The following is a 19,202-nucleotide window of genomic DNA, read 5'->3' as shown; positions in this document are numbered from 1 at the left end:
ATGGCGCTGAGATTCACGAGTGGTGGTAAGGAACAACCTCTACTGATATCTGCATTGACTGCAACCTTAGTATTCAGACGCCACTTATCAAGCTGCTCTCAAAATTGATATACCTGGAATAAAATGGGCTAGCATTCAACAAAATCGCCACTGCAATTAAAACAACTTAACCTTCACTCGAAGTATTTTCGTTGCAGACAAAGTACATCATCCGACCAGCTACAAGGTGCATTTACATGAATTCGGACACTCCCCAGGTAGATTCAGGCTATTTCAAAGAACTTCGTATATTCGAACAACTCGTTCTCATTGCCATCAGTTTCTCCGATGCTTCCGGCGGAATTCATACAACCAATTTAGGAATTGAAAGCACTAAAATTTATACACGACTAACTCTCAGCGCCATGACAATCAATGCAATTCTTCCAGAGAACAAAATTAACAAAACCCGCCTTTGGGATTTCCCATCCGTCGCCACTTTAACCCGGACACTTATTGAAACCTGTCATCGCCATCTTTATCTAAGCCAGCTCAACATAAGTGACGCGGAAAGTACATTTCGCTTGAATCTGTACTACTTTCACATGAACTCCGAGAAGTATCGGCTTTATAAAGAATTTAAAGAAAATCAAGAGAATTTAGATAGCTTCGAAAAAAATCTTCCTCGGGCAAAACTAGCAATAACTACGTCACCAATATTTGCCACGTTACAAAAGAAACAGGCAGACAAAGTAAGAAATGGCAACGCCGACATGCACATGACCGATGATGAAATTGCCACACAATTTTCTCTAATCGGAGGCCATTTCAAGTTCATATATAGGCTGCTGTCCAATCAGTCTCACGGCACTCCCTTGGCAACCTACTCACAGTCCAATGAGCGTGGACGTGGAACGGAGAATGATGCAGAGAAAATGTATTTGGAGTGGATGCTGCAATTACTTAACCAGTACCTTAGCCGCATAATTCTTTCACAAACTGCACTTTTATCACTTGAAAGCATCAATCCTGATGGGCATCAATATGCCAAAGAAATCTTTACTACCGAGTCCACATAACCCCCAGACAATTACACTTCAACAGCGCAGGCCCAGCAACAGCCGCTGAGTTGTCCGTACAAGCGGACGGTGCAGAGTAAGTGGGTCATGGGAATCGATGGGCGTAAAAAAACCCCGCACGAAGCGGGGCTGTAGGTACAGAAGTAATGCTGCCAAGCTTAGAGCGGAAGCAACTTAATAGCAAGTTTGCCGCCAATAGTGTGGCTTTATATTACTTGCGAGTCAGGCTCGTACGTTTAGCATCTTCCCCGGATGATTTATTTAGCATTCTGTATTTCTTGCTTAATGATCACGCTTGGAGTTGCGATTCTAGTTAGCTTTTTGGGCCACTTGAGCCGCAGGCTGTGTACAACTTAGTCTCGCAATATATTGAGGCTTCAGCTTTGTTTTTTCATCCGTCAACTTTGTCCTTACGATAGCCATAGCCTCAATCACTTTCTGAATGGATGCATCGGAAAGATCCAAGGTAAATGGCATTGACACCGTTGCATCATTTGAATTCATCCCTATAATTTCGGCGCTAACTGTACCCAATGTTTTTCCAGCCTTTGCACTTGCGGCCAGAGCAAATAGGCCACTTCCGATATTGGCATCAACAGTATCGAACTTGATATCCACGCGCAAACCAGCACCAATTCTGCTATATGCCAGGGTATTATCGTTACCGTCCTTAATTGGTTCGGTACGATATTTTGTAAAATCAATCAATATATGTTTATGGGATGCTTTTACACCTGCTATTGAATCGACAGACACCGCAGCATTTGCATCCCCCATCACAACTTGCATTGCAATATTAGGAAGCAAGTTGTTAACGTCGTCAGTCTTGTCAGGCCAGCTATCAGGACTCTGCGTAGGCACTCCGTTGACTAACGTATTTTTACTGTAATTCGGAACATCAATTGCGGGGAGCGGAATGTACGTAATATCTCCATTGCAAGAGAAAGGAGATTTTTCACTTAAGAATCCAACGTCGACTACGTTGGAAAAGCCGGCTTGAAGGGGGTTGACAGTATTAAGCTTGGGAACATTTTGGGCGGCTTCCTTTGGGGGCACCACGGCACATCCATTCAATAGATACAAAACAACAACGCCAAATGCTATGCACGAATATGATTTCATTTCTCTCTCCAAGACTGACCATAACTTGTTAAACAATCGTCAGCTTAGAGTTTTATTGCAGAAAATCTACAAAATAGTACTAGCCAGAAAAATCGAGGCAACACCAATCATCATGTCAGGATCGGTAGAGTTGCTCTTCGTCGATCACGGTGAGCGCACATGTGCCTGACGACGATAGGCGTCGCAACAACATCCGCGTCACCTCCCGCCAATACCCCCCATACACATCCCGCGTCGACAGCCGCCCATACAGGTGATGCAGCATCAGCCCATCACCGATATAGACCGCGCCGTGATTGGTGGCATCGGCGCGAATCTGCATCAGGATCACGTCGCCCACCTGTAACGGCGCGGTGTCTGGCAACCGGGTAAAACCCGCCTCGGCGAAGTGTTGCATGTAGAGGTCTTGGCCCTTGTTCCACCATTCATCCTCGCGCTCGAAGTCGAGCAGCGTGATATGCCGCTCGCGCTGATACCAATCCCGAATCAGGGTGTAACAATCGAGCACGCCATGCGCGAAGCTGCGACCCACCAGCGGCGCCTGGTAGCCGCAGGGTTCGATAGTGACGATTTCTTGGGTGACCGGCTCCGGGCCATCCACCCGAACGATGATCCAGGGCAGGCCGGAAGCTTCGCAGGCGACCTTGTCGGCTTCGCTCGGCCGGGCTGGCATATCCGGGTGCGAGTGCACCACGGCGATGATTTCGCCTCGGGTTTCCGCATCGGCGTATTCACTCGCCGGCAACCGGAAGTGCTCGCTACTCGCTGCCTCGTTGGTACACGGCACGTAGCGTTCGCGCCCGCGCTCGATGATCACCAGGCCGCAGCACTCGCGCGGGTATTCCGCCATCGCGTGATGTCGGATGGCGCTTTCGGTCTTGGTTTGCATCTCAACTCCGAATTAAATCAGCCGCAGGGAACGAGCCGAACGGTAGTTCGGCGTGCTCGCCGTGGCGGCACTTGCACGAGGTCAGCCGGCCGCCACACCGATCCCGCGACGGGTCGACCACTGGCTGGTCGTCCCGGTCGAAATAGGCGGTGCCGGTGTAACCGCAGTACGGGCCGCGATAACCGCCGCGACTCAGCCACCAGCACACGTTGGCAATGATGGGGCGAGCCGGAATCTGCTGGCCGTTGAAATCCACCGCGCTGGCCAGCTCGAAGGTAACCACTGCCGAGGTCTCGGCGGTTTTCTGGTCAATGAACCACAGCTCAGGCGGGAATTCTTCGTTCGGGTTGGCAGTCGGGTTGCCGTCGGGGAAGTTGGCCGCATCCAGAAACTTGGTCAGCGTGCGATGCCGGATGAGCCTGGCGCCGACCAGGTCATCCAGATAGATGACCATCGCCGAAATCGTGCCGGAGACGTTGCCGACCGACAGCGTCGGTGCGGGTTGCTTGCCTTCGCTGGTGCGGGCGAACCCTTCCGCCTCGATCGGCCACGGGTCGTACTGCTGGCCTTGCCACCAGATCGGCCCGGCCTGCAGGTGGCCGTGGAAGCGCAGCAGATCGCCGCCGATGGCGGTTGCATCCAGTTGGTACAGGAACACTTCGGCGCCCGGCTGCAGCAGTTGCATGTCGGCAGTGATGGTCATGGTGCAAAGCTCTGGGTCAAAGTGGCGGTGACGGTGTACAGCCCGCCGCTGCCTGGGGTGAGGTTGAATTCAACGACCTTGTAGCGGCCGGGCGTGCCGAGCGGCGGCGTCCAGTTGAATGCCTTGTAGCCTTGATGCCGTTCGAGAAACGCCTTGATCGGCCGGACATAGGATTCATCACCGGTAAACGCCAGCGGCCAGGACTGCTCGATGTTGTTCAGGCCGTCGCCGACGTCCTGTTGGTAGCCATCGCCGAAGCGGGCCGATTTCACGCGCAGCTTGATTTGCCCGCTCGGCCCGAGGCGCGGCGACCAGGTGAAGGTTTCGATTGGTTCGGTCGTCATGCGCCCACTCGCATTTTCCAGAGCAGACCGCCTTGGCGGCTTTCCCGCTGCAGCTGCTGCGTGATCTGCTGATTGACCATCTCCGCCAGTTGGCGCGGGGCGGCGTTCTGGTCGCCGCTGGTGCTGCTTTGCGCGCCGCTATCCGACAGCACGATCTGCGTATTCAGGTTGATGACGGGCGAACCGCCACCACTCCCGCCCACATCGCCACTGCGCAACGGGGTGACCTGACCGCCGCGTGAGCCCATCATCAAGTAGCTCTCGCGACCGACGCGCAGCATTTCCGGTTCGCCTTTTTCCACCACTTGATAGAGGCCGTTCGCCTCGGTCGGCCCACCGTAGGCGCGGCCCGGAATCACTGACCGGGTCATGTCGTTGCTGTAGCTTTCGGAAATCCCACCGGTGCCGACTGCGCCCGAGTCCCCGGTAAATGCGCCGATGGCGTAATTCATCAGGCCGACGATGGCGCGGCGTTCGGCGATCTTGGCCAGATCGAGCAGGATCGAGCGGGTCAGATCATGGAAGGACAACTTGCCGCTCTCGGCAGCGTTGGTAAACGCGTTCTCGAAGCCCTGCATGCCATCCGTAACCAGCGACCGGGTTTGCGACGCCATGTTGCTGGCGTTGTCCAGGTAGGTCTGCAAGCCGTCTTGTGCGCCGGTCTGCCAGTCGCGTTCCTTCTGGTTGCGGGCCTCGATGGCATCCAGCAGCCGCGTCTGGTATTCCTCGGTCTGCGCCTGCAGGGCTTGCAGCTGCTCACCCGATAGGCCGACCGCGCGTTTCTCGTATTCGTCCTGAATCTGGTACTGCGCATTCAGCCGTTCCTGCTCGCGCGCGGATTGGCCGATCAGATCGATCTGGCGCCGGACTGATTCCAGCGCCTTGCCATCGTCGTAGCCAGCCTGGGCGACGGTGCGCTGCATGGCGGCCTGATCCATTGCCGCCGCTGCCGCCCGCATCGCCGTTTGACGCGCGGGGTCTTGCACATCGGCATATTTGCCGCCCGGTGCGAACTGGTCTTCCAGATCCTGCGCGCTGGTGTACGGATTGGCCTGACCATGCAGGGCGATACTGGCGTTCTCGCGCAGCACCTTGCCCAGCGCCTGCGCCGAATCGTGCATGAAGCCGTAGTACTGCACGGCTTCACGTTCCTTGCGCGCCATTGCATCGGCATCGCGGGCCAGTGCCGCCAAGGTGGCCTTTTTGGTGTCACCAAGCTTCTGCCCTTCCCGGTCGTACTTGAGCCATTCTTCCAGCGCAGCAGTGTGGCGGCCGTCGCTCTCGGCGATGCCCTTTTCCAGATTGGCGACATGGGTGCGGCTGGTGGCGATGTCCTTCGACAGCTGCAGCGTTTGCGACAAATAGGCGTTCTGCAGCGGATCGTTCTTCGGGGCGTCGTGCTTGGCTTGGGTCTTGAGCAGTTCCGCCCGGCGCGTCTGGTAGGTCTGGCTCGCCTTGTCATAGGCGGCATCGCCCGGCTTCAGCTCGGCCGTCGCGCCCTTGAATTCCTTGTCCAGCGCATCCAGTGCCGCCGCGTCTTTTTCGGCTTGGGTCTGATACTTGCTGGTCTTGAGGTAGTCGGTGGCGCGCTCGCGGGCTTGCTTGAGGATGCGGGCGTGCTGTTGCTGCTGCTCGGCATACTGCGTGGCGCCAAGCGTGGTCGGCTCGAAGGAGCGTAGGGCCGGCGTCGAGGATTTCAGTTTGGCCAGTTGCTGATCGATCTGGCGGATCATCTCCTGCGTGTTGCCGGTGCCATCCGCGCCCGCCGTCTGACTCAGTGCGGCCCGCCGCTCGGACAGCGCCTTGTATTGCGCCTGCGGATCTTGCGCCTGGTAGCTGAAGGCATTGCTCGGGTTGAGGAAGCGCAATGCGCCACCCGCCCCAGCGGCCATCTGCGACCAGAAGCCGCCGCCCTCGTCGCGTGCCTTGTGGATCGAGCGCGCGACATCCTCGAAGCCATCCGACAGGATGCGCAGTTGGCCGTTGATGAAGTCGCTGGCGCCGGTCTGGGCAATCTCGGTTTTTGCTGCGGTCCAGGCGCTGCTGACTTCGTTGACCGCCTTGGTGGTCTGATTGCCGTATTGCGCCGTGTCCTGCGTGGCACGCTGCAGGGCGGCGGCGAACTTGGGCAGGAAGTCGGAAGCGATCACCTGGCCGTTGTTCAGCATGCGGGTGAATTCGGCGGTGGTGACACCCAGCGCATCGGCTGCCGCCTTGGTGGCAATCGGCAAGCGTTCCGCCAACTGGCCGCGGAATTCCTCGGCCTGCACCGTCCCCTTGGCCACCATCTGCGTCAGTGCCAGCAGCGCGCCCTTGGTGTCATCCAGACTCAGGCCCATTGCGGTCGATGCGGTGCTGATCGCCCGGAACACGTCCTTGGTGTTCTGCCCTTCCAGCACCGTCTCGCGGGTGGCGCCGGAGAACAGCGCAAAGGCTTGGGCGGTGCTGCTGACTTCCAGCCCCAGCTCTTTGGACAGCTCGCGCACCCACGCTAGGTCGGTGGCCACACCCTTCAGATCACCACCGTTGGCAAAGCGCAGGGCCGAGTCGGTGCGCTCGAACTGGCGCTGTACATCGATCAAGGCATGCACCGAGCCAGCCGCCCAATCGACCACGTGATCAGCCAGCTGGATGGAGCCCAGCGCGATCAGCCCTTTGCCGGCCAGGCTGGCAGTGCTTTCCACTTTGCCGAGCTGCTGGGTGATGGCTTCGGACTGCTTGCGGGCCAGCGATTCGGCCCGGTTCAGCCCTTGTTCGAAGCGGGCGATATTGGCTTCGAGATCAACCGTGAGTTTCGCCAGACTGGCCATTGGGTTGGATTCCTTTAAGGGCGGCTTGATCGATCAGCGCCCGGATCGCTTGATTCGGGTCAATGGCTTCAGATTCGGGCTGATCGCGCTCGGCCAGCGGCATGAAGTCGAGCGGGGTGAAGGGGTCGATGCCTTCCGCGCGGTGGCAGTTGGCGAGGGTGCTGGCGACGATGCCCGCGCGCAGATCGGCGCGTTCTTCGTCCCACGGTTCGATGGCGAAATAGGCTTGCCACTCGGCGAACTGGCTGGCGGTCAGCTCGCCGAGCAGCCCATCGACATCGTGGCGACCGAGCGCCAGCGCTAGGCGGTAAGCGAACCGTCTGGCGCTGGCGCGGCGGAGTTTTTTACGGTGTCGTTCGCGTAACGGCCCATCTTGTTCAGCCGCAGGGCGACATCGGAAACGCGATTCAGCGCGCGGTCGGACTTGCGCACCAGGGCCGGGATATCGCTGGGCAGGAACAACGGCAGGCCGTCGTCATCCTGCGTGGTGGCGACGATCAGCGCGGCGGCGAATTCGGCCGACGTGCCTTTACGGATCAGCTTGCCGCCTTCGTTGGTGAAGGCTTCATCCCAGAAGCGGCTGGACTGCTCACCGGTCATTTCGGTGACGGTGATGTCACCGCCCCACTCCGGCACCGGTACGGTTTCGGTGACGCAATCCTGGGCGGCGAGAATGCTTTCGCGGTTGAGCTTGGACATATCCACTCCTTAAGCCCAGACAACCGGGCCGCTGATGGTGAGCTGGACCTTGCCGGTCAGCACCTTGTTCACCGCGCCACCGATGGAGAACTGCTTCACTAGCGCGGAGAACGATGCGACATCGCCATTACTCAGCTCGATCATGAAATCGAGCACCTCGCGTGTGACTTGCGCAGACCGCAATGCGGCCTGGCCGACGTCGGATTTGACGAACTTGAGGCTGAGCGACAAACCACCGTAATCAACCAGGCCGAGCCGCTTCTCGACCGCTTCGCTGGCCAGCGTCGACACGTCTTCTTCGGAGGCTTGCCCGTCGAACCCGTCGAAGTCAGTCACTTCGCCCACCTCCGAAAACGCCACCGGCGTTGCTGCGCCGCCGTTGGTGTAGTCGCCGAAACCGGACGAATCCACCCCGGCCAGCGAGTAGGTATTCGCCGTCACGTACTGCACGGCCGGGGTTTTACCGTTCAACTCGACCATGCCGACGATAGCGGCCAGCGCCACCACGTTACCCGGCTTGAAGCCGTGGCCGTTCGAGGTGATCACGCACGGATTGCCCTTGCTGATCCCGGTGATCGGCTTGGGACCACCGCTGCCGGTGGAAACCTTGATTTTGGCGCCCTGGGCGCTGACTGCTTTGGAAGCCATTGATTGCTCCTATAAATAAAAAACCCGCGATTGCGGGTTTGAATAAATACATGAAGTTGTTAGATATTTAATTCACACATCCGGTATGTGCCTTTGTGGGCCACACCATTTGAAACTATTCAACGCTCCCTCAAAAATACGCTGCAAATGGGCTAGCGACTCAGGAGAAACATCAACTTCTCCATAATGACCATCTGCAGTCGTCGACCCATAGCGCGACCCATTAAGGTTGTTAAGCGCCAGCACACCGCCTTGAGGAGCGTAAATTGCAGCGTTCTGTATAGGTTGAAGCTCCATCGGCTTGGGGTTTCTCCCCGCGCCCAGTCCGCGCGCACGATCTTCAAGATGCTGGGCGCTATTCCGTACACCGCGTAGATCAGGAAATGCGTCGGACACCTGCTGATGAAATGTGGCAATTTCAGCTGGCACTCCATTTTCCTTCGCTAAAACACCAAGGAATTTGTCGAATGCATCAAGCGCATAGAGAAACGCTCGCGCAAAAATGAAGGGCTCTACATGCGTGAAGCGCCGAGGCACTTGGCCATTCATCCATTGCTCACGCTTGAATCTTATTTCTGTTTCAAAGGAGATTTTGTGCCAATTCTCAGCTAGCACCGGGCCTTCCATCTCGCGCTCAACATCACGCCGAATTTCCGCGCGGCGATCTTGATCGCGCTGCCAACTTTCAGCGACTAGATGCAAGGGAATCGAATCTTGAATATCAGTTTGTGCTTGATTAAACAGATTGAGGGCTACGTTAGCTTCAATGAACTGAGATTCCAGATGCCTTATCAGATTCTCAATCTTATGCTTCCAGTCCTGATCTTCAGAATCTAGCCACGTACCGGGGATAGTTAATTCGAATACAAACATAGTCGCACCTCCAATACATCACTCCGGCATATTAGTAGAAGAGCTAGCAGCACACGATTAAGAGCGCATCTTTGACATGATTTTTTTAAATATCCAAGGCAGCTACTGCCACCAGCTGTCCATACAATGTAGCGTCTCCAGCCGGCGACGCACTACGGAACTCAATCATCCAGGCTGGTGGTAGTGCCCCTATGAATTCATCTATCAAACTACGCGCCTGGGCATATTCACCCGCCCAGATATTGACCTGAATCCGAAACGTCCACGCACTCGCCCCACCCGCTAGCCGATTCTCGGGAATTTCTGAAATCACCTGCCACGTCGCATACGGCGTGGGCGTCCCTTCCGGCGCGACCTCCGGGTAAACATGCTCCCCGACCACCGCCTGCAGCATCGTCACCAATTCCGTCAGCCGATTCATCGGATAGCCTCATTCACGTCACGGCGCAGGCTGTCGACAATGGCGTCGAGCGCATCGTCTTTCTTGGCATCGAAACCGGGCTGCATGAACGGCTGCGCCGCCATCTTGCTGGTGCCAAATTCCAGGTAATACCAATAGAAGGCATTGGCGTTCTGCAGCCGGCCAGCCGGGCTGATCTTGGCGCGCTGGTGGATGCGGTATGCGCCTTTGTCGCCGCGCACGGGTTTCAGCGCCAGGCGCACGCCGATCTGCACCAGCAGCTTGCTGCGCGATTTGCGGGCGTTGATCTGCTTTCTCAGGAAACCGGTGTCTTTGGGTACGCGGCGGCGGATTTCCTTCACGATGGGTTTGGCGCCTGCGCCGAGCGCTTTCTGGACGGCTTTTTTGCCGGCTTTGTCGCTCAAGCTGTTGAGCTTGGCAGTCAGTTCGGCGAGGCCGTGGATCTTGCTCATAAGGTGGCCTTCGGGTCGGTTTCGCACACCAAGTCGATGTATTCCTTGCGCGCCAGATCGGGCAGCACGGCCTTGATGTTGAGGATCATCGTGCCGTGTACCACCCGCATGGCGGCGGTGATACCGGTGCGATAGCGGATGCGGATACTGGCGGCGGCCGTGCTGGCTTCTGCGCCGGCCGTAATGGCTTCTTTGCCGCTGGTGAAGCGGATATCGGCCCAGATGGGGGGAAGGGATTCCCAGCGGTTGAGCGGTGCGCCGTATTCGTCTTTGCCGGCACTGCGCCGCTGCAGGGTGATGCGCTTGTTCAGCTTGCCAGCCCGCATCAGCCCACCTCGCCCAGACGCAGGTAATCCAGCAAGCCATCGACGTAGGTGCGTGGCAGTTCGGTCAGCACGCCGGGGTTGATCGCTTCGCGGTTGGCGAATAGCGTGGCGACGAACACCTGCGCCCAGGCTTTCAGGGCCGGCGACAAGGTGGCGGCGGTGAAGCAGCCGCAGTCGAATTCGACGGTGGGTTGCGTTCCGTCCGGCCAGCTGTTGGCGGGGCGCAGGAAACGGCGTTCGACGATTCGGTAGGCGGTGCTCGGCAGGGTTTGCGTGATGCCGGCCGCGTCGGTGTAACGCACGCTGGCGACCGCTGTCACGTCGGGCTTGAGGCGAATGTCGCCGGCCGGGAAGACCTCGGCGCTGTGGCGCCACGTCTGCGGTAACAACGGCCGGTCGGTGATCGCTTCGGCTTGCGTCAGGGCAGCAGCGATCAGGATCTGCAGCAGGCTGTCTTGCACAGTGTCGTCGTCATCGATCCGGCATTGCAGGCGCGCTTCGGCCAGCGTCAGCAGCGCCTCATTGGGCGGGGTCACGCATTCGAGCATGAGGGAATTCCTGTGTTTGCCGGATACCGCTGCGGCAACGGCATCGGGGAAACAGCCCGCCGAGCGGGCTGTAGGGTTGGGTTTGGTTGGTTATGCGACCGGCCGGCGCGCGGCGTAGCTGAGTACTGCCAGGGCGGTGAACGGCGCTGCCCCTGTGTTGTTGGCCGGTGTGACGATGAAGCGCGCATAGCGCTTGTTGCCGATGTAGCCGATCTTCTTGGTGGTGTTGTCGTCGTCGAACTTGAAGCTGGCCGAGCCCACCGTGTCGAATTCGCCGGCCAGGCCAGCATCGGATTGGTCGGCCAGATCGGCGTGCTGGATCTGCACCGTGAAGGTCGCATCGGCATCGACCAGCGTGCCGGTCTGGATCACGAAACCGACCGATTCGAAGCCTTGCCGGTCGATCCAGAGGCTAGTGACGGGGGTGTTGTCGGCCACGCTGTTGGCCAGTGCCAGCGCCGGAATGAAACGCAGTTTACTGAGGGTGTCCCGCATGGGAATCTCCACGTGACGACGCCCCGGCAGGCGGGGCGTCTGGGTGTTGGGAAAGCGGGGCGGATCAGCCCATTTTCAGGAACTTGAGCGCCTGGAAGTTGCGGATGCCGCCACCGACACGGGCCGTGGTCGGGAAGGTGTAGGCGTCGTAGTCGCTGTCGTACTCGCGCATGACGGCGATGCCCTTGCGGCGGTAGATCAGATAGCTTCGGCCGAAGTCACCGAAGGCAATCGGGAAGGCATTGGCGGCAATGTCCGGCATGTAATCGTCGTTGGTGATGCCGTAGCCGAGCAGCGTGCCGGTGGCGCCGGCTTGCAAGCCTGGCACCCACAGGTAATTCCCTTCGGCATCCTTGAGCTTGCGCACTTCGGCGGTGGTCAGGTCGTTCATCAGCCAGTTCGCGCTGTTGCGGAAGGCACGCGGCAGCGCATGGATCACGTCGATGAACTTGTCGGGGTTGCTCAGTGCCGCGCCGCCGTTGGTGATGTAGCCGAGCTTGCCCCAGGCGACGTTTTTGTTGTCCACCATGTCGTAGGACAGGATGCCCTTGGGTTTCTTGATGCCGTCGCCGGTGATGAAGGATTCGCTTTCGGCATCTTCGAAGGCTTCGACGATTTCGAGCTGCAGCTCGGCGGCCAGGTCGATGCTGGCGTCGTCGAGCACGTCGCGGAAGATCATCGGCTCGGCCATCATCTTGCCCGGTGCGAACGCCAGTTCTTCGTAGCTGCCGTTGCCGGTTTTCTGGCGCTTGTCGGTTTCACCCACCCAGCGGGCTTTGGAGCCGCCGACCTTCACGAAGCGTTTGTATTCGGGTGCGGAGCCGGTGACCGTGGTCGCCAGCGCGGCGATGGAGCCGGATTTGCGCACCAGCCGGTCGATGCCGGCTTCGACTTCGGTCGGCAGGAAGAAGCCGCCCTGCGCATCGATGCCGGACTGGAATGCCTTGCGCTGAATGCCCTTGAGTTCGGCTTCCTGCTCGCCGGTGCGTGCCCAGCTGATGAACGCATTCTTGTGTTCGGCGGCGAGCGGATCGGTATCGCTGCCGGTGGCCGGGCGGTTGGCTTTCTTGGCCACTTCTTCGATGGTTTTTTGGTTGGTGGTGAGGGCGTCGTTGATCTTGGCGAGCTTGGCTTCCAGCTCGGCCACGGCGTCGCCCTTGGCCAGCGCGGCAATGCGCTGGTCATTGGTTTTTTTGAATTCTTCGAAGGCCTGGCCTTGGCCTTCGATCAGGGTTTTGATTTCGCTCAGGTCCATTGCATGCTCCGGGGGTCAGTGTGTGAGGGTATGGATGTTGCGCTTGAGCTGCGCGAGAAGTTCGCCCGTCTCCTCGGCATCTCGCGGAGGGAGGGTGTGGAAGCCATGCGCCAGGATCGACTTGGCTTCCTTCGCCGAAAACCCTGCATCCCGCAGGGCGCGTTCGGCGGCGCGAATGGTGAGGTCGGATTTGACGTGGGTGACGCGGGCCTGCGTGTTCATCGGGAAGGTCACCAGCGACACTTCGAGCAAATCCACCGACTTCAACAGCCGTATCCGCTTGCCGTCCTTGTCCTGGTGCTCCCAGCTTTTGGGGAGGTAGCCAATAGAAAGCCCGCTGATCGCGGGCCGGGGTTCCATCTTCATCAGCTGGTAGGCTTCCTGCCCGCGCGGGGTGGGCGCGAGCTTGCCTTCCAGCCACAAGCCGACCGCGTCTTCCTTCATGGCGGTGTAGATGCCGACAGGCGTATCGCCGCCAGCATCGAAGCCGTGTTGCATCAGCATCGACGGCCAGATGCCGTTGTCGGTGGCAGACTCGATCGCCTTGGCGAACGCGCCCGGCACGACCACATCGCCGCCGAGATCGACATTGCCGAAGACGCTGCCGTAACCGGCAAACGTCATCGCGCCGCCGTCATTGCTGGCTGTTTTGAGTTCCAGAGTGCAGTGCAGCCGGTCCATTGATTTGCCCATCCTTGCCGACAGTTCCAAAGTTGAGGGGCGCCCAGAACGCATCGCCGCCCTCATAGGCGTCTTGCTCTTCCAGGGCGCGGATTTCATTGGCGTTCATCACGCCGGTTTCGTGCATCGTGCGGTAGCGGTGCGCATCCAGCAGCCACTTCTTGAACGCTGCTTGCCAATTGGCACGGGTCACGCCGTTGGATTGGTAAAAGGCGACGAACGCCGAGGCTTCCAGCTCACCATCCAGCCCCAGTCGTTTGGCTTCATGCTGGTTCAAGTCGCTGGGACTGAAATCTTCGGGGATGACGCTCTCGCGCATGTGCGCGCCAGAGAGTGCAGATGTTTCTTGATACGTTGATGCTTGTTGGGAATGGGTATTGCCAACAAATGAATCCGCTTGTGGGGAATCCCCGCCAAACCCTTGCCACGCCTTGCTTTGTGCTTGTTGGGAAGGGCTTGTTAGGTTCTTGTTGAGTTCGTGTTGGGTTTGTTTTGGACGCACTGAACGTGTCATCGCCAAACGCAGGAAAAAAACGACGCGCTCCCCACTGGCCACCTGCTGGATCACGTTGTTTTTCTTCAGCCATTCCAGGGCCGTGCGCACGTTCTGCACCGATGGTTTCTTGTGCTCGAAACCCTTCCCACGCGGGATGTCGTGACCGAGGTGGTCGCACAGCTTCGCCACCGCCACCGAGCGCTCAACACCTACCGTGCCGGTCGCGTAATCCATCCAGCGGCGCAGCAGCAGGTACACCGCAATCGCCAGCGGGCCGCCCTGGAACACGGCGGTCATTTCGTCATCGTCCAGAACGATCATCGCTACCCCGCTTTGCAATCGCCACCAGCCCCAAAATGCGCCGCCGCCGTCGCAGCCGGTAATCGGGACTGCTGCGCCGCTCGGCATCGTTCGCCGCCTGTTTGGCCATGCGCTCGGCCCTACGCCGCTCGGCCTCTTCGCGCCGCGCCACCTCGTCGAATACCGGGTCTTTGTATGCACGCTCGGCCATGTGTCAGTCCGCCATGCTTTCGAGCCGACCAAGCATTTCGATCAGCCCTTGCTGCAGCGTGTACGCCAGCTGCCGCACATTGCTCAGTTCGTGCTTTTCGACACGGCCATCGGCGAGCGTTTCGTAGACCGCACGCCCTACGTCACCGGTACGCGCCCAGATCAACGTGATGATGTCCAACACCGCCAGATCGCCCGCGCTGACGTCGTCCGGCGCCTTGACGCAGACGAAGCCGTGGTTCGCGGCCAGCGCGTGGAGCACGCCGAAGTCACCGGTCAGGGCCATCATCAAGTCCGCCTCGCGGGCGGTCAGGTGATGGCTGGCGGCGTTCGGATTCACCTTGTTGCGGAGCACCTGGGCATTCACCCCCATGCGTGCCGCCAAGGCCTCCACACCGCCAGAATGCTCGTGCGCCGTTTTATAGATTGCGTCCAGAAGTGGCATCGCCATACGTATGTCCTCGACCAAATCAAACGCTGCACCCCGACTCGCCCGCACCTACTATGCGAACAGCCGAGAGACAGCAGGCATAAAAAAGCCGGGCAAGCAGCACCCGGAGAAAAACCGCCACCGGGCCGATCAGGTGGCGGACGAGGAAGCTGAATCCCCGTCGCTAGGCAAACCAGCACGGGGGTCATTCGCAGAAAAGAAGGTGTCGATAGCGCGAACGTAGCGCTCACGCGGTTCTTGGCCGTTCTTGATGCGGTTGATCGTTGGCTGGGGAATGCGGGTCTTAGCGGCGATAACGGTTTCGCTTAACCCCGCCTGAATGAGCAGCACCAGCTTTTGCCTAACTGAAAGAGTGTCCATGCCGCGCATGCTAATGTGCATTCGCATAACAATCAATCAGAAATCGTATTATCTCAAGGCGATACGCTTACGCATAATTGCGCTATGGAACTCAAAGACAGTTTGGCTGCATGGATGCAGCGCCGACAGCTATCCCAAAATGCCCTTGGAACAAAGGCCGGCGTACCCCAGCCAACCATTCAACGGATGTTGAGCGGGGAAACGGGATCACCAAGAAGCGCGACGCTTGTAAAACTGGCAATTGCGTTGGGCATCACGATGAACGAATTACTCGCCGGCCCATCCGAAAACAGCGATAGCACAAGCGACCCCGGAATCGGTCCGCGCACTCCCACATCCGCCGAATACGCGCTAATCCCCCAGTACAGCACCCGTGGAGCTTGCGGGGATGGTTACCTAAACGATCATGTAGAAGTGACAGGGGGCTTGGCCTTCAAACGCACTTGGCTGCAACGCCTGGGCGTCGATGAAGGGCAAGCATGTGTCATTTACGCGCACGGCGACAGCATGAGTAGCAACATCAACGATGGAGATGTCGTCCTTCTAGATACGCGCCGCGCGAAGCCTGTTGATGGGCAGATTTATGCGCTCATCAAAGATGGCGAAACCGTTATCAAGCGCCTGCAACGTCAGTTTGGAACGGTCGCGTTACACAGCGACAACCCCGACAAGTCTCGATACCCCACCATCACTGTCCCACCTGGCATTGAGCTGGAAATCATTGGGCGCGTTGTCTGGAGAGGCGGCAGCATGTTCTGAGCCATAACTGATCAATGGCCCGCTTCGGCGGGCTTTTTTTCGTCCCTCCACTTTATTATGCAAATACGCATTGACTTAATTCAATCCGTTTTCGTATAGTTGCTGCATTGTTTGATGAAGCGGAGCAGATGATGGTCAGCAAGAGAAGTGGCTTCGAACTGGCGAAGCTGGATGCAAAGAAGGAATACGAAGACACGCTAGCAGCGATAGACGCCAGCAAAGCCGAAATCGTTGCGGCCGAGCATTTTGCCGCCCGCCTACAGGAGATGGGCTTGATCGCCCGGTTGGCAGTTGATACCTACCCATCGCATTGCTGCTGCAAGATTCACGCAGGCGGCACAGAAAAGCAGTTCACCGATGCGTGCCTGACACTCGGCGCCCAAGGCTGGGATTTCAAATTCACCGACGCGATGGAGTACGAAGGTCGCATCCTGCCGTCCTTCTACCTGGTCGGCCGTGATGCCATCGCCTTCCTGATCTACACCAACTACCTCGAAGAGCCGGCCCATGTCTAAGCCGGCACACCAAGGAATGGGAACCAGCCGCCCGGCTGGTCTTTCCCTCACCACGCCCAAGCGCGACAAGATCGCGGCGGCGGCTGTGCAAGCAGCGCAACGCTTCGCCGCACTGATCGATGAAATCGAAGCACAACGGCCCTTGCTCGATGTGGTCGAGCACATTGCCGACGAGATCGCGGCGAAAGGCTGGGAGGCCACAGCACGCGTCTGCGAATACGTCGGCCAAGTGCAACTGCATGTCGCTCTGAACGCGCAAGAAGACGTCTCCCAGATCGAAACCACCCTGGCCGCGCACGGGCTCATGTTCCACAAATGCGGCAATCAACACGCTGGCCTGTACAGCGCAACAGCGCGAGAACCCAAGGTGTATTTCTCGGTTCACGTTCGATCAACAGTTGCGCTTGCAGCGGGGTATGACGATGAACAAGCGCATTGAAATCGTGGATGTGATCAGCGTTGGCGAAGGCTTGTTCGAGGATCTGGTGCGCCCCTTTCTTGAGCGCGGCTACACGATCCACAGCATGGATCGTCGCGGGGTTCGCTATCAGGCACGCCGGATTGTTGAATCGTCCGGCCCCGGCGAATCTGCCGAAAGGCGGGCGGCATGATCGAAGCCCTGAAAGCCCTCGTCGCCCTACTGTGCATCGTGCTCGCGATTGCAGTCGGCACCACTGCGCTTGCCCTACCGGAACCCACCCGGCTGGTTGTTTCGGGTTTCGGCGATGCGCTCGCCCTTGGCCTGTATATCGCCGTGGAAGGCTGGCTCGAACGCTGGTGCGCGAAATGACCCCGTTCGTACCGCACTGCATTCGCATCAACCGCCAGCCGTTCTATTTCCCGGCAAAGCTGCAAGACGAAGTCGTGACCTGCGTTGCGGTTGATCGGGATGGCACGGTGCACGCCTACACCAGCGAGCCACGCCCGAACATCACCAACTACGCATGGCAAACCGAAACCGGCGAGCGCCGCCGACTCGGCCAATTCAACACCGCACACCGACCCAAAGCCTGGCAGTTCGCCTGCTGGCACGTCACCGTCTAACTACCGAGAAAATCATGAGCTTGATGCTGACCCATTCCGGGCAGTCTTTTGACTCCCTACGGCCGCAATCTGGCCAAACCGGCATCAACGGCCAAGTAGCCCGCATCACGATGCCGCTGTTCCCGTCGGCCGCCGTGCTCGATGTCACCCGCGAGCGCGACCTACGGGCGCAAGACATGGCCCTGATGATCGCCAATGCCCCGCGCCTTGCACGTCGCCGGCAAGCACGCCACGAACTCGAAGATCGCCGCAAAGACCGCGCGGCAAATGACGAAGTTTGGCAACGGCCTCGCCACACGCTGCGGGAGTCACTGTGAATGGCCTGGCTCTACATCCCGAATTCTTCGGCATCGAACTCTGCGCCGGCGTCGGCATGCTCGGCGAAGGACTGCGTGCCGGACTCGCATTTCTTGGCCTCGACTACCGCACCGTTTGCTACGTGGAGCGGGAAGCCCCTGCAGCCGCGCAACTTGTCGCGCTTATGGAAGCGGGAGCGCTCGATCCGGCGCCTGTCTGGTCTGACCTTGTCACCTTCAACGGCCGACGCTGGCGTGGACGCGTGGATTTCATCGTCGCCGGCTTTCCGTGCCAAGACCTCAGCATCGCCGGCCTACGTGCTGGCCTCGATGGCGTACGCAGCGGGCTCTTCTTCAACGTGCTCGACATCGCCGACGCTTGCGGTGCGCAGTGGCTCTTTCTGGAGAACGTCGCAGGCATCGCTTCTGCCGGAGCCTCCACTCTGGACGAAGCCGAGGAACTCACCGAAAGGGCGGCCTCCCGCGTCTTGGGGGAGTTGGCCGACCGCGGGTGGCGTGCGGAATGGATCACTCTGGCAGCGGCCGACGTTGGTGCTGCGCACGGTCGGGCGCGATGGTTCTGCCTCGCATGGCGCGACCTGGGCCACGCCAACAGCCCACGACGGCCGCCGCCCGGGCGCCGACTTGGCCAGCACGCAACGAACAAATCTGAACCGCGATGCGGCCTTGTGGCAACCGGCAGAAAAGGTGGCGCAGCCGACATCGATGTGGGCCAGCCCCACATCACGTTGCTGGAAAGGTGGCGGCAATGCAGTAACGAGGAAGGATGGGAAGAGCCGCCTGGATATGCTGGATTGGCAGGCGGAGCACCTGATCGCGCAATGGCCAACACCAGCAGCGAGCGACGCAAGCAGTGGCGGTCGCCAAACGGACCGCATGACCGGCCAAACGCTCGTGCAGACGGTGAATTCGATTTGTTCGCACCCGGTCCGCTCGACGACCGATGGTCGGGACTTGTCGCCGACCACCCGCACCTTGCGCCCGCGACTGAACCCGGCATTCGGATGCTGGTTAATGGGATGGCCTGTCTGGTGGACGAATCCCGCAATCACCAGCTCCGCCAGATCGGAAATGGCGTTGTGGCGCTGCAGGCTGCAGTCGCATCTGTCGAGCTTATGCGCCGCGCCGCTCGGTATTGAGCTGGAGGCAGCCTGAGATGAACGCTCACGCCCTGCCGTTTCTATCCGACGTCGAATTGCGGGAAATCGCCGCCCCGCTGCAGCAGCCCGCCGCGATCACGCGCTGGTTTCAACGCTCGGGCTTCGAGACGCGCCGCAAACCGAATGGCATGCCGCTGATTTCCCGCCAGAACTTCGAGGCGGTCATGTCCGGCCGGCAAGCCGCGAACGATCCCACGCATGGAAGCGCCGACAGCGAACCGGACAGCGCAGCCCTGCGCGCCATTTTCTCGAAGCACAAATAACCG

At 59.1% G+C, this 19,202-nt stretch carries 30 protein-coding genes; 10 read left to right on the top strand and 20 right to left on the bottom strand.

The window, feature by feature from the left end:
* Positions 1–236: 236 nt before the first annotated feature.
* Positions 237–1,058: a DUF5677 domain-containing protein gene (locus BR41_RS19915; RefSeq protein WP_035060620.1), complete on the top strand. Its 822-nt coding sequence runs from the start codon at positions 237–239 to the stop codon at positions 1,056–1,058.
* Between the two features lie 309 nt (positions 1,059–1,367).
* Here BR41_RS19915 and BR41_RS24380 read toward each other — a convergent pair whose 3' ends face one another.
* The 20 genes from BR41_RS24380 to BR41_RS19820 all read right to left on the bottom strand — a co-directional run bounded on the left by BR41_RS24380 (position 1,368) and on the right by BR41_RS19820 (position 15,150).
* The gene (locus BR41_RS24380) at positions 1,368–2,180 is read right to left on the bottom strand and encodes a hypothetical protein (RefSeq protein ID WP_156970816.1); all 813 of its coding nucleotides are present in this window, start codon (positions 2,178–2,180) and stop codon (positions 1,368–1,370) included.
* A gap of 115 nt (positions 2,181–2,295) precedes the next feature.
* The gene (locus BR41_RS19905; protein WP_051711438.1) at positions 2,296–3,069 is read right to left on the bottom strand and encodes a C40 family peptidase; all 774 of its coding nucleotides are present in this window, start codon (positions 3,067–3,069) and stop codon (positions 2,296–2,298) included.
* A 1-nt stretch (position 3,070) separates the two neighbouring features.
* Complete coding sequence (locus BR41_RS19900; protein WP_035060616.1) at positions 3,071–3,772, bottom strand: phage minor tail protein L; 702 nt, start codon at positions 3,770–3,772, stop codon at positions 3,071–3,073.
* The gene (locus tag BR41_RS19895; protein WP_035060615.1) at positions 3,769–4,116 is read right to left on the bottom strand and encodes a phage tail protein; all 348 of its coding nucleotides are present in this window, start codon (positions 4,114–4,116) and stop codon (positions 3,769–3,771) included. The genes BR41_RS19900 and BR41_RS19895 overlap by 4 nt, the downstream gene beginning before the upstream one ends.
* Positions 4,113–6,926, bottom strand: a complete 2,814-nt coding sequence (locus tag BR41_RS19890) for a tape measure protein (RefSeq protein ID WP_035060613.1) — start codon at positions 6,924–6,926, stop codon at positions 4,113–4,115. The genes BR41_RS19895 and BR41_RS19890 overlap by 4 nt, the downstream gene beginning before the upstream one ends.
* A complete protein-coding gene (locus BR41_RS25670) occupies positions 6,898–7,140 on the bottom strand; it encodes a phage tail assembly protein T (protein WP_444541693.1) in 243 nt (80 codons plus the stop codon). Before BR41_RS25670 ends, BR41_RS19890 begins: the two co-directional genes overlap by 29 nt.
* 86 nt (positions 7,141–7,226) lie before the next feature.
* Entirely contained in the window at positions 7,227–7,625 is a 399-nt protein-coding gene (locus BR41_RS19885; protein ID WP_035060611.1) for a hypothetical protein, read from the bottom strand.
* A 9-nt stretch (positions 7,626–7,634) separates the two neighbouring features.
* Positions 7,635–8,273, bottom strand: coding sequence for a ubiquitin-activating E1 FCCH domain-containing protein (locus tag BR41_RS19880; protein ID WP_035060609.1), 639 nt, complete (start codon positions 8,271–8,273; stop codon positions 7,635–7,637).
* A gap of 72 nt (positions 8,274–8,345) precedes the next feature.
* Positions 8,346–9,146: a hypothetical protein gene (locus tag BR41_RS19875; protein ID WP_035060607.1), complete on the bottom strand. Its 801-nt coding sequence runs from the start codon at positions 9,144–9,146 to the stop codon at positions 8,346–8,348.
* 85 nt (positions 9,147–9,231) lie between these two features.
* Positions 9,232–9,567 (bottom strand): tail completion protein gp17, encoded by a 336-nt coding sequence (gene gp17 / locus BR41_RS23230; protein ID WP_051711434.1) that lies wholly within the window; start codon positions 9,565–9,567, stop codon positions 9,232–9,234.
* Positions 9,564–10,019, bottom strand: coding sequence for an HK97-gp10 family putative phage morphogenesis protein (locus tag BR41_RS19865; RefSeq protein ID WP_035060605.1), 456 nt, complete (start codon positions 10,017–10,019; stop codon positions 9,564–9,566). The genes gp17 and BR41_RS19865 overlap by 4 nt, the downstream gene beginning before the upstream one ends.
* Positions 10,016–10,345 carry a phage head closure protein gene (locus BR41_RS19860; protein ID WP_035060603.1) on the bottom strand — a complete coding sequence of 110 codons (330 nt, stop codon included), beginning with the start codon at positions 10,343–10,345 and terminating at the stop codon, positions 10,016–10,018. Before BR41_RS19860 ends, BR41_RS19865 begins: the two co-directional genes overlap by 4 nt.
* Positions 10,345–10,893 (bottom strand): head-tail connector protein, encoded by a 549-nt coding sequence (locus BR41_RS19855; RefSeq protein WP_051711432.1) that lies wholly within the window; start codon positions 10,891–10,893, stop codon positions 10,345–10,347. The genes BR41_RS19860 and BR41_RS19855 overlap by 1 nt, the downstream gene beginning before the upstream one ends.
* A gap of 90 nt (positions 10,894–10,983) precedes the next feature.
* A complete protein-coding gene (locus tag BR41_RS19850) occupies positions 10,984–11,388 on the bottom strand; it encodes a hypothetical protein (protein WP_035060601.1) in 405 nt (134 codons plus the stop codon).
* 64 nt (positions 11,389–11,452) lie between these two features.
* Positions 11,453–12,643: a phage major capsid protein gene (locus tag BR41_RS19845; protein ID WP_035060599.1), complete on the bottom strand. Its 1,191-nt coding sequence runs from the start codon at positions 12,641–12,643 to the stop codon at positions 11,453–11,455.
* A 15-nt stretch (positions 12,644–12,658) separates the two neighbouring features.
* Positions 12,659–13,324 carry an HK97 family phage prohead protease gene (locus BR41_RS19840; protein ID WP_035060597.1) on the bottom strand — a complete coding sequence of 222 codons (666 nt, stop codon included), beginning with the start codon at positions 13,322–13,324 and terminating at the stop codon, positions 12,659–12,661.
* Positions 13,278–14,141, bottom strand: coding sequence for a hypothetical protein (locus tag BR41_RS19835; RefSeq protein ID WP_035060595.1), 864 nt, complete (start codon positions 14,139–14,141; stop codon positions 13,278–13,280). Before BR41_RS19835 ends, BR41_RS19840 begins: the two co-directional genes overlap by 47 nt.
* On the bottom strand, positions 14,122–14,331 hold the full coding sequence (locus BR41_RS19830) for a hypothetical protein (protein ID WP_035060594.1): 210 nt from the start codon (positions 14,329–14,331) through the stop codon (positions 14,122–14,124). The genes BR41_RS19835 and BR41_RS19830 overlap by 20 nt, the downstream gene beginning before the upstream one ends.
* Positions 14,332–14,334: 3 nt before the next feature.
* On the bottom strand, positions 14,335–14,781 hold the full coding sequence (locus tag BR41_RS19825; protein ID WP_051711430.1) for a phage regulatory CII family protein: 447 nt from the start codon (positions 14,779–14,781) through the stop codon (positions 14,335–14,337).
* A 129-nt stretch (positions 14,782–14,910) separates the two neighbouring features.
* Entirely contained in the window at positions 14,911–15,150 is a 240-nt protein-coding gene (locus tag BR41_RS19820) for a helix-turn-helix domain-containing protein (protein ID WP_169741337.1), read from the bottom strand.
* A 75-nt stretch (positions 15,151–15,225) separates the two neighbouring features.
* On the opposite strand from BR41_RS19820, the gene BR41_RS19815 reads away from it, so the two are divergent.
* The 9 genes from BR41_RS19815 to BR41_RS19775 all read left to right on the top strand — a co-directional run bounded on the left by BR41_RS19815 (position 15,226) and on the right by BR41_RS19775 (position 19,199).
* On the top strand, positions 15,226–15,900 hold the full coding sequence (locus BR41_RS19815; RefSeq protein ID WP_035060589.1) for an XRE family transcriptional regulator: 675 nt from the start codon (positions 15,226–15,228) through the stop codon (positions 15,898–15,900).
* A gap of 131 nt (positions 15,901–16,031) precedes the next feature.
* Positions 16,032–16,415, top strand: coding sequence for a hypothetical protein (locus BR41_RS19810; protein ID WP_156970813.1), 384 nt, complete (start codon positions 16,032–16,034; stop codon positions 16,413–16,415).
* Positions 16,408–16,854: a hypothetical protein gene (locus tag BR41_RS19805; protein WP_156970812.1), complete on the top strand. Its 447-nt coding sequence runs from the start codon at positions 16,408–16,410 to the stop codon at positions 16,852–16,854. Before BR41_RS19810 ends, BR41_RS19805 begins: the two co-directional genes overlap by 8 nt.
* Positions 16,838–17,026 (top strand): hypothetical protein, encoded by a 189-nt coding sequence (locus BR41_RS19800; RefSeq protein ID WP_156970811.1) that lies wholly within the window; start codon positions 16,838–16,840, stop codon positions 17,024–17,026. The genes BR41_RS19805 and BR41_RS19800 overlap by 17 nt, the downstream gene beginning before the upstream one ends.
* Positions 17,023–17,205, top strand: coding sequence for a hypothetical protein (locus BR41_RS19795; RefSeq protein ID WP_035060580.1), 183 nt, complete (start codon positions 17,023–17,025; stop codon positions 17,203–17,205). Before BR41_RS19800 ends, BR41_RS19795 begins: the two co-directional genes overlap by 4 nt.
* Positions 17,202–17,459, top strand: coding sequence for a hypothetical protein (locus BR41_RS19790; RefSeq protein WP_035060578.1), 258 nt, complete (start codon positions 17,202–17,204; stop codon positions 17,457–17,459). The genes BR41_RS19795 and BR41_RS19790 overlap by 4 nt, the downstream gene beginning before the upstream one ends.
* A 14-nt stretch (positions 17,460–17,473) precedes the next feature.
* Entirely contained in the window at positions 17,474–17,776 is a 303-nt protein-coding gene (locus tag BR41_RS19785; RefSeq protein WP_035060576.1) for a hypothetical protein, read from the top strand.
* Complete coding sequence (locus tag BR41_RS19780; RefSeq protein ID WP_035060574.1) at positions 17,773–18,915, top strand: DNA cytosine methyltransferase; 1,143 nt, start codon at positions 17,773–17,775, stop codon at positions 18,913–18,915. The genes BR41_RS19785 and BR41_RS19780 overlap by 4 nt, the downstream gene beginning before the upstream one ends.
* Before the next feature lie 17 nt (positions 18,916–18,932).
* Complete coding sequence (locus BR41_RS19775) at positions 18,933–19,199, top strand: hypothetical protein (protein WP_035060573.1); 267 nt, start codon at positions 18,933–18,935, stop codon at positions 19,197–19,199.
* Positions 19,200–19,202: the final 3 nt, after the last annotated feature.

The organism is Andreprevotia chitinilytica DSM 18519 (genome assembly GCF_000711875.1).
GTDB classification, from domain to species: Bacteria; Pseudomonadota; Gammaproteobacteria; order Burkholderiales; family Chitinibacteraceae; genus Andreprevotia; species Andreprevotia chitinilytica.
Note: the sequence above shows the minus strand (reverse complement) of the source record. Positions and strands in the feature narration are given on the sequence as shown.